The sequence below is a fragment of the Mesorhizobium sp. M1088 genome (assembly GCF_040318575.1).
Classification (GTDB): Bacteria; Pseudomonadota; Alphaproteobacteria; order Rhizobiales; family Rhizobiaceae; genus Mesorhizobium.
Window position 1 is genome coordinate 223637 of the sequence record NZ_JAMYMO010000005.1, and the last position, 12700, is coordinate 236336.

General features: G+C 62.5%; 18 protein-coding genes. 17 read left to right on the forward strand and 1 reads right to left on the reverse strand.

Annotated elements, in window-relative coordinates; translation table 11 throughout:
- The first annotated feature begins 148 nt into the window (after positions 1-148).
- On the forward strand, positions 149-676 hold the full coding sequence (rcdA, locus tag NKH49_RS09190; RefSeq protein WP_352450833.1) for a protease adaptor protein RcdA: 528 nt from the start codon (positions 149-151) through the stop codon (positions 674-676).
- A gap of 38 nt (positions 677-714) precedes the next feature.
- Here rcdA and NKH49_RS09195 read toward each other — a convergent pair whose 3' ends face one another.
- The gene (locus NKH49_RS09195) at positions 715-1032 is read right to left on the reverse strand and encodes a winged helix-turn-helix transcriptional regulator (protein WP_352450832.1); all 318 of its coding nucleotides are present in this window, start codon (positions 1030-1032) and stop codon (positions 715-717) included.
- 192 nt (positions 1033-1224) lie between these two features.
- Between NKH49_RS09195 and NKH49_RS34915 the strand changes: the two genes are divergently transcribed.
- The 16 genes from NKH49_RS34915 to ybgF all read left to right on the forward strand — a co-directional run bounded on the left by NKH49_RS34915 (position 1225) and on the right by ybgF (position 12682).
- Positions 1225-1386 (forward strand): SDR family oxidoreductase, encoded by a 162-nt coding sequence (locus NKH49_RS34915; protein ID WP_502907858.1) that lies wholly within the window; start codon positions 1225-1227, stop codon positions 1384-1386.
- Positions 1322-2080 (forward strand): NAD(P)H-binding protein, encoded by a 759-nt coding sequence (locus NKH49_RS09200; protein WP_502907859.1) that lies wholly within the window; start codon positions 1322-1324, stop codon positions 2078-2080. The genes NKH49_RS34915 and NKH49_RS09200 overlap by 65 nt, the downstream gene beginning before the upstream one ends.
- A gap of 265 nt (positions 2081-2345) precedes the next feature.
- Positions 2346-2858: a crossover junction endodeoxyribonuclease RuvC gene (ruvC, locus tag NKH49_RS09205; RefSeq protein ID WP_352613377.1), complete on the forward strand. Its 513-nt coding sequence runs from the start codon at positions 2346-2348 to the stop codon at positions 2856-2858.
- A 56-nt stretch (positions 2859-2914) separates the two neighbouring features.
- Complete coding sequence (locus NKH49_RS09210; protein ID WP_352613379.1) at positions 2915-3184, forward strand: AbrB/MazE/SpoVT family DNA-binding domain-containing protein; 270 nt, start codon at positions 2915-2917, stop codon at positions 3182-3184.
- Entirely contained in the window at positions 3162-3584 is a 423-nt protein-coding gene (locus NKH49_RS09215; protein ID WP_352613381.1) for a type II toxin-antitoxin system VapC family toxin, read from the forward strand. Before NKH49_RS09210 ends, NKH49_RS09215 begins: the two co-directional genes overlap by 23 nt.
- A 13-nt stretch (positions 3585-3597) precedes the next feature.
- On the forward strand, positions 3598-4218 hold the full coding sequence (ruvA, locus tag NKH49_RS09220; RefSeq protein WP_352613383.1) for a Holliday junction branch migration protein RuvA: 621 nt from the start codon (positions 3598-3600) through the stop codon (positions 4216-4218).
- A 40-nt stretch (positions 4219-4258) separates the two neighbouring features.
- A complete protein-coding gene (locus NKH49_RS09225; RefSeq protein WP_023678000.1) occupies positions 4259-4543 on the forward strand; it encodes an AbrB/MazE/SpoVT family DNA-binding domain-containing protein in 285 nt (94 codons plus the stop codon).
- A 46-nt stretch (positions 4544-4589) separates the two neighbouring features.
- Positions 4590-5630, forward strand: a complete 1041-nt coding sequence (gene ruvB, locus NKH49_RS09230; RefSeq protein ID WP_023677999.1) for a Holliday junction branch migration DNA helicase RuvB — start codon at positions 4590-4592, stop codon at positions 5628-5630.
- A gap of 127 nt (positions 5631-5757) precedes the next feature.
- The gene (ybgC, locus tag NKH49_RS09235; protein WP_352613386.1) at positions 5758-6228 is read left to right on the forward strand and encodes a tol-pal system-associated acyl-CoA thioesterase; all 471 of its coding nucleotides are present in this window, start codon (positions 5758-5760) and stop codon (positions 6226-6228) included.
- A 295-nt stretch (positions 6229-6523) separates the two neighbouring features.
- Entirely contained in the window at positions 6524-7234 is a 711-nt protein-coding gene (gene tolQ, locus NKH49_RS09240) for a protein TolQ (protein WP_023677997.1), read from the forward strand.
- Between the two features lie 9 nt (positions 7235-7243).
- Positions 7244-7702, forward strand: a complete 459-nt coding sequence (gene tolR / locus NKH49_RS09245; protein ID WP_352522864.1) for a protein TolR — start codon at positions 7244-7246, stop codon at positions 7700-7702.
- Between the two features lie 7 nt (positions 7703-7709).
- Positions 7710-8867, forward strand: coding sequence for a cell envelope integrity protein TolA (tolA, locus tag NKH49_RS09250; RefSeq protein WP_352925938.1), 1158 nt, complete (start codon positions 7710-7712; stop codon positions 8865-8867).
- 78 nt (positions 8868-8945) lie between these two features.
- Positions 8946-10217: a Tol-Pal system beta propeller repeat protein TolB gene (gene tolB / locus NKH49_RS09255; protein ID WP_245274748.1), complete on the forward strand. Its 1272-nt coding sequence runs from the start codon at positions 8946-8948 to the stop codon at positions 10215-10217.
- A 58-nt stretch (positions 10218-10275) separates the two neighbouring features.
- Entirely contained in the window at positions 10276-10653 is a 378-nt protein-coding gene (locus NKH49_RS09260) for a four helix bundle protein (protein ID WP_352613390.1), read from the forward strand.
- Between the two features lie 237 nt (positions 10654-10890).
- Positions 10891-11397 carry a peptidoglycan-associated lipoprotein Pal gene (gene pal / locus NKH49_RS09265; protein ID WP_023677992.1) on the forward strand — a complete coding sequence of 169 codons (507 nt, stop codon included), beginning with the start codon at positions 10891-10893 and terminating at the stop codon, positions 11395-11397.
- A gap of 175 nt (positions 11398-11572) precedes the next feature.
- Positions 11573-12682 (forward strand): tol-pal system protein YbgF, encoded by a 1110-nt coding sequence (ybgF, locus tag NKH49_RS09270; protein WP_352925940.1) that lies wholly within the window; start codon positions 11573-11575, stop codon positions 12680-12682.
- Positions 12683-12700 lie beyond the last annotated feature (18 nt).

Consider the following 12700-nt stretch of genomic DNA (forward strand, 5'->3'; position numbering starts at 1 on the left):
GCTAAATGCGTCCGTTAACCGTTTGTTAAACATGTGCTTGCCTTCGCTGGCAGCGAAGCGCATTTTCAAGCTTCAGTCGTTTAGGCTGCCGGATATGGCGGCCAAGAGCCGAATCGGCCGGCTGTCAGGCAAGTGCAGGGGCGTAGCGATGAACGAGCCTTCGAAGGCGAGCGCGAAAACCATCAAGCTGGCGGAGCGCCGGGTTTTCTCCCAATCCTTCAAGCCGCTCTATCAGGAAGGCATGGGCCTGGTCGAGCAGGCGGCCGAATATCTCGACGGCAAGGGCCGCGCCGAGGCCAAGAAGCTGTCGAGGCTGGCGGCGACGCTTTATGCGGCCGAATCGATGCGGCTGACCACCAGGCTGATGCAGGTCGCCTCGTGGCTGCTTTTGCAGCGGGCGGCGAATTCCGGCGAGATGACCCGCGATCAGGTGGCCTCAGAAAAATCCAAGGTGCGTCTCGACACTGCCTCGGCGCATGACGAGGCGCCCGGCTGGGCCGAGCTGCCGAAGGATTTCATCGACCTCGTCAACCGTTCGCTGCGGCTGCAGGCGCTGGTGCGCCGGATGGACGAGGAGATCTATGGCGGCCTTGCCGAGGTGCCGCCGTCGAGCCGTCGCCTCAATCCGGTCTCCGACCAGATCACGCTGCTCAACACGGCTTTCGCCCGCGGCTGAGAGACCGTTTCATAATTCTACTCCGGCGGCCATCTAGACTAACCGCGAAGGGATGGGCTCGCGATCATCAGGCGGGGAGAATCACGCAGCAGCAGGCGCGATCCGACCTCCACGATAGACCTGATCGCTGGGAGCAGCTCCTGCCCCAATGACGTCAGCTCATACTCCACGGTCGGCGGCGATGTCGGCATCACGTGGCGTGCGAGGACGCCACGCTCCTCGAGATCGCGCAACCTGGCGGTCAGCACCTTCGCCGAAATGGCTGGGATATCGCGGCGCAATTCGGAGAACCGGCGCGGGCCGTCGCTCAAGGACCAGAGCACCTCGGGTGTCCAGCACCCGCCAAGCAGCGCCATGCACCTCGACATGGGGCAGCCGGGAAGCGCCTTCACCTTCGTTCGCATCCTGAGGACCATCGCGCATCTTCCATGAGAGTTTCCAGTTGGTTACCGGAAAATGATGGTAACTACAAGATACGTGGTTTCCGATGGTAACGAGAGCCGCTATCTGAGGCTCTCAATCCATCCAACCACGAAATGGACAGAACGATGTACGCAATAACTGGAGCAACAGGGCAGCTTGGCCGTCTCGTGATCGACGCGCTGCTGAAGACAGTTCCGGCCAGCCGGATCGTTGCGGCGGTTCGTGATCCGGCAAAGGGCCAGCGATCTTGTCCAACGCGGCGTAGTCGTGCGGGAGGCGGACTATGATCGTCCCGACACGCTCCCGATGGCGCTGGCCGGCGTCGATAGACTGCTGCTGATTTCCTCGACCGAAGTCAGCGGCCGCTTGCCGCAGCATCGGTCAGTGATCAAGGCCGCCCAACGGGTGGGGGTTTCGCTGATCGCTTACACAAGCATGCTGCATGCGGACACGTCTCCCGCGAGGCTCGCGGTCGAACATCGGCAGACGGAGGAGGTCATCGCGGCCTCCGGCCTACGCGCCGTCATCCTGCGCAACGGCTGGTACACCGAGAACCATCTGATGGCGCTCCCGGCGGCTCTGGAGCACGGCGCCTTCATCGGCGCCGCAAATGAGGGGCGCTTCTCGTCCGCGGCGCGGCAGGATTATGCCGAGGCCGCGGCCGTGGTGCTGACGAGCGAGGATCAAGCAGGGAGGATTTACGAGCTCGCGGCGGACCAAGCCTTCACGCTCGCCGAGCTTGCGGCGAAGGTCTCGCGGCAATCGGGCAAGGCGATCGCCTACAACGACCTTGCCGGGGCGGCCTATGAGGGTCTGTTGACGGGCGCCGGGCTGCCCGCCGATCTCGCCGCTATCCTGGCCGATGCCGACATTGCAGCCTCACGCGGAGCGTTGTTCGATGACGGCGGCGCCATGAGCCGGCTGATCGGTCGACCGACAACGCCACTGGAGAGCGTCGTTGCGGCAGCATTGCGCGGTTGAAACCGAGATGGCTGTCACATCCGCCAAAGGATCAGAGGACCGTCTGTCGCTCGCGCCAACAGTTATTCAAACGACTAGACTAGCGCAGCCTTCTGCGCTTCCGGTGCTCGCGTACTTATGTACGCTCCGCTCCGGTTCTCGAAAACCACGCTATCTGTCTCGCCAGAGCGAATTCTCAAACATTCTCTAGACCAGACTCGGTTGCTGTTTCTGGTTTGTTTCACATTTCGCTGGCATCGCTGTCCCCCGAAGGTAGACTTGACGGATGGGGGAAGCGATTCGCATCATCGGCATCGATCCGGGGCTGAGGCGCACCGGCTGGGGCATCGTCGAGAGCCTCGGCAATTCGCTGCGCTTCGTCGCTTCCGGCACGGTGCGGTCCGACGACAAGGCCGCCCTGGCGGTGCGTCTTTGCCAGTTGTATGACGGGCTCGCCGAGGTCCTGCATGCCGCGATGCCGCAGGAGGCGGCGGTCGAGCAAACTTTCGTCAACAAGGACGCCGCAGCGACGCTGAAACTCGGCCAGGCACGCGGCATCGCCATGCTGGTGCCGGCGCGTGCCGGCCTTGTCGTTGCCGAATATGCGCCAAACGCCGTCAAGAAGGCGGTGATCGGCGTCGGCCATGGCGACAAGAAGCAGATCCACATGATGGTCAAGGTGCTGATGCCGAAGGCGACTTTCGACAGCGATGACGCCGCCGACGCGCTGGCCATCGCCATCTGTCACGCGCATCACCGGCAGAGCATCGCTTACAGGATGGCGGCGCTGGCCGGATAAGTATGTTCTTGACTTGTTCTCCAGTGGGCAATAAGTAATACCAACGAGGTATTACCATGCGCGTTACCACCAAGGGCCAAGTGACCATCCCGAAGGAAATACGGGATCATCTGGGTATCGGCCCGGGCTCGGAGGTGGAGTTCGTCCCCACCGAGGACGGGGCTCGTGTTATTGCGGTCGACGAAAACATGCCGGAGGAGGAAGCCTCGCGCAGATTCAGCCAGATGCTCGGCCGTATGGCCGGTACGCTGGATCTGGGAGGCATGACGGCGAACGAATATATGGAATGGCTGAGGGGCCCACGTGAAGATCTCGACATTGATTGACACAAATGTCCTGATCGACGTTTGGGGTCCTGCCGGACGGGAGACGAAATGGTCGGCATCCGCGATTACCGCATGCCGGCGCGACGGCGCACTCGTAATCAATGCAATCGTCTGGTCCGAGCTCGCGCCGTTGATTGCGACCGAACAGGCCCTTCGCCAAGCAGTCGACATGCTCAAGATGGATCGCGAATTCCTGCCGTGGGAAGCAGCCTTCCTCGCCGGTGTCACACATTCGCGCTATCGCCGCGCCGGCGGCCTCCGCGAACGAACGCTGCCGGATTTCTTTATTGGAGCCCATGCGGTTGTCGCTGGGCATCGCCTGCTGACGCGCAATGCCGCGCGCTATCGCGGCTATTTCCCGGACCTCGATATCATCTCTCCGGAAACCCACCCGGCATGATCGGCACGCTCAAATGATCGGCAAGCTAAAAGGCACGCTGGACGAGATCGACGAGGATTTCTGCATCGTCGACGTGCATGGCGTCGGCTACGTCGCCTATTGCTCGGCGCGCACGCTTACCGCGTTGCCGCCGCCCGGCGAGGCGGTGGTGCTGTTCATCGAGACCTATGTGCGCGAGGACATGCTGCGGCTCTATGGGTTCCAGTCGGTGCTGGAGCGCGAATGGTTCCGGCTGTTGATGAACAATGTGCAAGGCGTCGGCGCCAAGGTGGCGCTGGCCATCCTATCGACGCTGGCGCCGGCCGATCTCGCCAATGCGATTGCGTTGCGCGATATCGCCATGGTCAGCCGTGCGCCGGGCGTCGGCAAGAAGGTGGCCGAGCGCATCGTCACCGAATTGAAGAACAAGGCGCCGGCCTATGCGGGCACTGCCTCCGGCACCATCGGCCTGAAGCAGGAGCTCGGCGAGGGCGTCGCCTCGGCGCCGATCACCGATGCCGTCTCGGCGCTGGTCAATCTCGGCTATTCGCGAGACACCGCCGCCAATGCAGTGGCGGCGGCGCTGAAGACGGCAGGCGAAGAGGCGGACGCGTCGAAGCTGATCCGCTTCGGGCTGAAGGAGCTGGCACGGTGAGACGTTGCCCGACAAATAAATTCCGACTAGGAACAAGAGCATGGTCGGATATGCAAGCTTGACCTCCAGGGGGCAGCTTACGATTCCAAAGAAAGTCCGGAACGAGTTGTCGCTCAAGTCAGGCGATACTGTTGCGTGGACGGTCGTGGATGGTCTCCTGATAGGAACGCCGCGCAATCTCGAATTTGCCGACCTCGCTGGATTTCTAGGCGATCCACCTGACGGGCCTGCTGCGCTGGAACAGATCGATGCGGTGGTAAGAGATGCAGTGGGCCGCCATGTTGTTGGCGAGGAGCACGGCGACGAACGAGAGGGTGCCGGGTGACGTTGATCGGTATCGATACAAACTTTTTCTTTCGGGCGGTATGCGCATGAGCCTTTCGCCACGCCTCATTGCTCCCGACAGACGCGGCGAGGACGCCGAGCAGACCTTGCGGCCGCAGACGCTTGGCGACTTCGTCGGCCAGGCGGCGGTGCGGGCCAATCTCAAAGTGTTCATCGAGGCCGCCAAGGGCCGCAGCGAAGCCCTCGACCATGTGCTGTTCGTCGGCCCGCCCGGCCTCGGCAAGACGACGCTGGCGCAGATCATGGCGCGCGAGCTCGGCGTCAATTTCCGCTCGACCTCGGGTCCGGTCATCGCCAAGGCCGGTGATCTCGCGGCGCTGCTCACCAACCTCGAAGACCGCGACGTGCTGTTCATCGACGAGATCCACCGGCTCAACCCGGCGGTCGAGGAAATCCTCTATCCGGCGATGGAGGATTTCCAGCTCGACCTGATCATCGGCGAGGGGCCGGCGGCGCGCTCGGTCAAGATCGACCTGGCCCGCTTCACGCTTGTCGCCGCCACCACCCGGCTCGGCCTGTTGACCAACCCGCTGCGCGACCGCTTCGGCATTCCGGTGCGGCTCAATTTCTACTCGGTCGAGGAACTCGAGCAGATCGTGCGGCGCGGCGCCCGCATCCTTGCCATGCCGCTCGGCGACGACGGTGCTTTGGAGATCGCCCGGCGGGCGCGCGGCACGCCGCGCATCGCCGGCCGGCTGTTGCGCCGGGTGCGCGACTTCGCCAGCGTTGCCGGCGACGGTCATGTCGACCGCAAGGTCGCCGACGAGGCGCTGACGCGGCTGGAGGTCGACGGGCTCGGCCTCGACGCGCTCGACCGCCGTTATCTGTCGATGATCGCCCGGAATTTCGGCGGCGGGCCGGTCGGCATCGAGACAATCGCTGCCGGGCTTTCCGAGCCACGCGATGCCATCGAGGACATCATCGAACCCTTTCTGATCCAGCAAGGCTTCATCATGCGTACCCCGCGCGGCCGCGTGCTGGCGGCCAATGCCTGGCGGCATCTCGGCCTCGACGCGCCAAAGGACCTGGCGCAGCAGCAGATCAGCCTGTTCCAGGAAGAACCCTAAGTTCCGCTGCTTATGGCTTCGGTGCTGGCAGTCCCCGGCCCAGCCCTCCAGGTCTTGATCATCGCCGGTCTATGCGCAAAACAGGTGTTGCTTGAAACAGGGCCTGTCGGGCCAAAAGGACAGCGCAATGGACGATCACCGTGAATCGGCATTGTCCGCCGGACTTTCCGGCGCGCTGACGGAATTCGGCCATCGATTGATGGCGCGGGTCTATTATGCAGACACCGATTTTTCCGGCGTCGTCTACCACGCGCGCTATCTCGAATTCTTCGAGCGCGGCCGGTCCGACTATCTGCGGCTGGCCGGCGTCCACCACACCGAGCTTGCCGACGGCAAGCATGGCGAGAAAATAGTCTGGGTGGTGCGGCGCATGGAGATCGATTTCCGCGGTTCGGCCCGCATGGATGACATCCTGACCATCGATACGCGCACCGAAGACATTTCCGGCGCCCGCATCGTCATGGCGCAGCAGTTGAAACGCGGCAGCGAAGTGCTGGTCGAGGCGCGGGTCGAAGCGGCGATCGTCGGCGAGAACGGCCGGCCGCGGCGCTTTCCCAAGGATTGGGTGGCAGCCTTCATGCCCGGAACGCGCAAATAAGAGTTCAGAGGCGGAAGATCCGGAGCTCCCGGTCGAGGCGAGGATCGCCGGGCTGGTCGTCGGGGCGCGGCAATGCGCCGCGCTGTACGTCCTAACCCATCCTTAACCATAACGGTCCATGAAGGGATTGGTTAAGATTGGAAGAATCCAAGCGCCTTCCTTTCACCAATATTTGCCCCGAAAAGGCCGCCAACGGTGCATTTGGGGTTATTCCGCAAGCTTAACGCGAACGGACCACAAGGGATGCCCATGGGCCAGCCGCCAGCCACGCCCCGAAAATCTTTAAGGACGTAACATGGAAAACATCGCTCTCGCCGAACCGGGCGCGCATTTATCGATTTGGGCCTTGTTCATGCAGGCCGGTTGGGTGGTCAAGCTGGTCATGATCGGGCTGCTTGGTGCCTCGATCTGGACCTGGGCGATCATCGTCGACAAGCTCGTCGCCTATGCCCGCATGCGGCTGGCGCTCAACCGCTTCGAACAGGTGTTCTGGTCGGGGCAGTCGCTGGAAGAGCTTTACCGCACGCTCGCCGACCGCAAGACGACCGGCATGAGCGCGATCTTCGTCGCCGCCATGCGCGAATGGAAGAAGAGCTTCGAGAAGGGCGCAAAATCGCCGCTCGGCCTGCAGACCCGCATCGACAAGGCTATGGATCTGGCGCTGACCCGCGAGATGGAAAAACTGGAAGGGCGGCTCGGCTTCCTCGCCACCACCGGCTCGGCGGCGCCGTTCATCGGCCTGTTCGGCACCGTGATCGGCATCATGACCTCGTTCCAGGCGATCGCCGCTTCGAAGAACACCAGCCTGTCGGTGGTCGCGCCCGGCATCGCCGAAGCGCTGCTGGCGACAGCCATCGGCCTGCTCGCCGCCATCCCGGCCGTCATCGCCTACAACAAGCTGTCGTCGGACGCGAGCAAGATCGCGGTGCGCATGGAAGGGTTCGCGGATGAGTTCTCCGCCATACTCTCGCGCCAAATCGATGAAAAAGTCGCGCAGAAGGCCTGAGGAACGATCATGGGAATGTCCGTAAGCGCAGGTGGCGGAGGACGCGGCGGGCGCGGCCACAGGCGGCGCGGCCGCCATCACGCCTTGATATCGGAGATCAACGTCACGCCGATGGTCGACGTGATGCTGGTGCTGCTGATCATCTTCATGGTCGCGGCGCCGTTGCTGACGGTCGGTGTGCCGATCGACCTGCCGGATACCCAGGCCAAAGCGATGAACGCCGATACGCAGCCTATAACCGTGTCCATCAACTCGGCCGGTCAGATCTACCTCCAGGAAACCGAGATCCCGATCGAGGAGCTGGTGGCAAAGCTGCAGGCGATCTCGAAGACCGGCTATGACGAGCGCATTTTCATCAGGGGTGACAAGTCCACCGACTATGGCACTGCCATGAAGGTGATGGCCCGCATCTCGGCTGCTGGCTACAAGAATATCGGCCTGGTTTCACTGCAGGAACAGGATCAGTAGACGCAAGATGAGGACCGGCCTCACCACATCGGTGATCTTGCATACGGTGGCGATCGCCTTCGGGCTGTTCACGTTGTCCTCGCCGCCTGCGATGCCTGCGTCCGATGCGGAATCGGTGTCGGTCGAGATCGTGCCGATGGAAGCGACGGCACAGGTCCTGCAAGGCGACAAGAAGGCTGTAATGCACGACAAGCCGGCGCCGGTACCGACGCAGCGTCCCGACATCGTTCCCGATGCCCAGAAAGTCGGCGATAACAGCGTCGACACCGACAAGCCGCCGACACCGGAGTCCAAGCCCCAGCCAGTCGACATGACGGCGGCTCCGGCACCCGCGCCGACGCCGGTCGAAAAGCCCAAGCCCGAGGACGTGCCGAAGCCGAAGGAAGAGCCGAAGCCTATTCCTGCTACGGAGGTGGCGCCGGTGCCGCAGCCGAAGGAAGAGGTCAAGCCCGAACCTGTCAAGCAGACCGAGCCCAAGCCGACGCCGGCCAAGGAGCCGACGCCCACGCCGCCGCAGGACAAGACTGCCGCGATCGATCCGCAGCCCGAGGTCAAGCCGGATGCCGTCGCCGAGGCGATTGCCAAGCAACCGCCAACCGAGGAGGCGCAGCTTCCCGACTCGGCGCCGGCACCCGAGGCTCGGCCAAAGCCGCAGCCGGCCCAGGCCGAGAGCGCGAAGGCACCGGAGCGCAAGGACGCCGACAAGCCGGTCAAGGAAGCCTCATCCAGGCCGAAATCGGACGACAAGCAATTCAACGCCGACGAGATTTCGGCTCTGCTCGACAAGCGGAAGCCGTCCGGCGGCGGCGCCAAGCGCTCGACCCAGCAGGCATCGCTCGGCGGCGAGAAGGATCAGGGCCAGAAGCTTTCGAAATCGGAGCAGGGGGCATTGGAGGCCCAGCTTGGTGGTTGCTGGACGCTTCCGGCAGGGCTCGAGGGTTCGGAGAATTTCGTCGTCGTGGTCCGGTTTAATCTGGACGCCTCCGGCAAGCTGGATGGCCGGCCGAGCGTTGAAAAGTCGAGCGGAAACCGCCCGTTTGACGAAAGTGCAGTGCGCGCGGTTCAGAAATGCGATGTGGCCGGCTTGCAGGTTCCGGCGGGCAAGCAAGACATCTGGTCCGACGTTCGGGTCACTTTTGACCCCAGGGAGATGCTCGGTCTTTAGGCCTGGCGCTCACAGAATCAGCGAAAGAAGCGAGAAGACATGAAATCCATCCTCAAGCCGCTCCTGACGATCGCAGCGATGGCGCTGGGTATGACCGTTGCTGTCACCCTGCCGGCGCGGGCGCTCGTTGAGCTCAACGTCAATAAGGGCAATGTCGAGCCGTTGCCGATCGCCATCACGGACTTCCAGGGCGGCGATGCGCTCGGCGCCGAGATTTCTGGCATCGTCAGTGCCGACCTGAAACGCTCCGGCCTGTTCGCGCCGATCGACAAAAGCGCTTTCATCGAAAAGATCTCGAACCCGGATGCAACGCCGCGCTTCGAAGACTGGAAGGTGATCAATGCGCAGGCGCTTGTCACCGGCAGTGTCGGCAAGGAGGCTGACGGCCGCATTCGCGCCCAGTATCGGTTGTGGGACACGTTTGCCGGCCAGCAGATGTCGGGCGAGCAGTTCTTCGCCAACGACGCCAATACCAGGCGCGTCGCCCATATCATCGCCGATGCGATCTACGAGCGGCTGACCGGCGAGAAGGGCTATTTCGACACGCGCGTCGTCTTCATCGACGAGTCCGGTGCCAAGAATGCTCGCAAGAAGCGGCTAGCCATCATGGACCAGGACGGCGCCAACGTCCGCTATCTCTCGAACGGCAAATCGATCGTGCTGACGCCGCGCTTCTCGCCGAACCGGCAGGAAATCACCTACATGTCCTACGAGAGCGGCCAGCCGCGGGTGTATCTGCTGCAGATCGAGACGGGGCAGCGCGAGCTGGTCGGCAATTTCCCCGGCATGACGTTTGCGCCGCGCTTTTCGCCGGACGGCCAGAAGGTGATCATGAGCCTGCTGCGCGATGACGGCAATTCCAACATCTTCGCCATGGATCTGAGAAGCCGCTCGACGACCAGGCTCACCAACTCGACCGCCATCGACACCTCACCATCCTACTCGCCTGACGGCAGCAAGGTGGTGTTCACCTCGGATCGCGGCGGCCGCGCGCAGATCTATGTGATGGGCGCCGACGGCTCGGGCCAGACCCGCATCTCGTTTGGCGACGGCGTCTATTCGACGCCGGTGTGGTCGCCGCGCGGCGATCTCATCGCCTTCACCAAGCAGACCGGCGGCGAATTCCAGATCGGCGTCATGCGCACCGACGGTTCGGGTGAGCGCATCCTGTCCACCGGCTTTCAGCAGGAAGGGCCGACCTGGGCACCCAACGGCCGGGTGCTGATGTTTTTCCGCGATTCCAATGGCGGACCAAAACTTGTTTCGGTCGATCTCACCGGCCGCAACGAACAGTCGATCCCGACGGCGAACTTCGCCTCGGATCCGGCCTGGTCGCCGCTGCTGGAGTGATGGAAGAAGAACTGAGGAATTGAAGAACTGAGGAATTGAAGAGTTGAAGAACTGAAGAATGGAGAAGGCAGGGGTCTACATCGAGCACGCGAGGGATTTAGAAGTCTATAAGCGTGCCTATGCGGTTTCCCTTGGGGTACACAGAGCCACGCTTGCTTTTCCGAAAATGGAGCAATACGCGCTCGCCGATGAACTACGTCGTTCCAGCAAGGCGATCTGCGCCAATTTGGCCAAAGGCTTTGCCAAACAGGCTCACTCCAAGCCCGAATTCGCACGCTTCATTTCAATGGCCATAGGATCATGCAGTGAGGTGGAGACCTGGAGTTCGTATGCGTTCGACCTCGAGTACATCACACAGGCGCAACGCGACCATTGGTTGCAATCCTATGCCCGTATCTACGGAGTGCTGGTCAATCTCAGAGAGAAGCTGAGGTGATCTCTTTGCTCAATTCCTCGATTCCTCAATTCCTCGGTTCTTCAGTTCCTCAATTCCCTCTTTTTCATGTTTTAGCCGCATTTCCGCCTACGGTCCGCGCTCATTGTCGCCCCTCGGCAGAACGGTTGCGGACGGCAGCCGAAACCAAATTTTAACCGTGTTTCTTGAGCGCCGGTTAACCCAAACGTGGTTACTGGACGATCAATGAAATCACTCGAATTGCGAAGGAGAGGCGGCATGGGCCGTATCGCAGCACTTACCACAAACCCGGTCATGATCGCGCTGGTCGCGATGCTCGCGATCACCGGTTGCGCCTCGAAGAAGACGCCGAACAGCGCCGCCGATCTCGGCCTCAACGGCGCCGGCGCGGCAACGCCCGGATCGGCCCAGGACTTTACCGTCAACATCGGCGACCGCATCTTCTTCGACACCGATTCGTCCTCGATCCGCGCCGATGCGCAGACGACGCTGTCGCGCCAGGCGCAGTGGCTGAACCAGTACAAGCAGTATGCCATCGTCATCGAAGGTCATGCCGACGAGCGCGGCACGCGCGAATACAATCTGGCGCTCGGCGCCCGCCGTGCTGCCGCCACACGCGACTTCCTGGTCGCCAAGGGTGTTTCGGCGCAGCGCCTGAAGACCATTTCCTACGGCAAGGAGCGTCCGGTCGCGGTTTGCGACGACATCTCCTGCTGGTCGCAGAACCGCCGCGCCGTAACCACGCTGGGTGGCGCCGGTTCTTGATCGGCATAAATGCAACACTTGGTGCGAAAGGCGGCCAAAAGGCCGCCTTTTTCATATCTGCCCGCTCCAAACAAAATTTGGCCGAAGTCTCACGTCCTGTTAAGAGCCGAGGGCGCCTGGCCACTTCGGTTGGAAAGGGCGCGCAACAGGCTAACGGTTTCACGGCGAGAGGCACATGCATTTCAGATCGGTCTTGAGCGGCACGCTTGCGCTGCTGCTCGTATCAAATATCGCGGCGCTTGCTGACGGGGCAAACGGCACCGGGCAGTCATCGGAAAGCGGTTTTTCCTTCCACCTGCCGACGATCAAACTGCCCGGCATTTTCGGCGAAAAGAAAAAGCCGGATCAGGTTCAATTCGCGCAACAGGATGGTACCGGCACTCCGGCGCTGGAGGAACAGCTCCGGCAGATGAATGGCAAGATCGAGGAACTCAATTTCCAGGTCCTGCAGATGCAGGAGCAGATCCGCAAGCAGCAGGAAGACAACGAATTCCGCTTCCAGCAGCTGGAAGGCGGTCCGCAAGGCGCGCAGCAGCCGGCCGAGCAGAAGAAGTCCGAGGCCGCGCCCAGCAGCGACAGCCCCAACGGCGACGGTAACGTGGCGGAGGCGCCGGCAACGCCGGCTCCGGCCGCTGCGGACGCGCCGCCAGCCGGCGACAAGAGCGTCGAGGACGTCATCGTCGAATCGCCCAACGGCGATCCCGGCAAGCTGATCCCCGGCGCGCCGCCCAAGACGTTCGGCACCATCACCGTCGACAAAAACGGCAATGTCGTTGAAGCCGACGGCAATGCGCAAGCGAATGCGCCGCGGCAGAATACGGCCCCAGCCAACGGCGCCAGCACAGCCGGCAACAAGGCCGGTAAATCCGACGATACGGTGGTCGCGGCACTCCCGTCGACCAACGATCCGGAGGAGCTTTACCGCAACTCTTACCAGTTCATCCTGTCGGGCGACTACAGCACCGCCGAACAGGGCTTCCGCGACCATATCGCCCGTTTTCCCCGGGACGCCAAGGCGGCGGACGCGCATTACTGGCTCGGTGAATCGCTGCTCGGCCAGCAGAAATACCGCGATGCGGCCGAGATTTTCCTCGCAGCCAGCAAGGACTATCCCAAGGCCAAGAAGGCGCCCGACATGCTGCTGAAGCTCGGCGTTTCACTGGTCGGGCTGAAGCAGCGCGACGTGGCCTGTGCCACTTTCAGCGAAATCGGCAAGCGCTACCCCGATATTTCCGGCGCGCTCAAGGAGCGGGTCAAGCAGGAAAGGGCACTCGCGGCGTGCTAGTTTTTCCGTTGCGTGTCG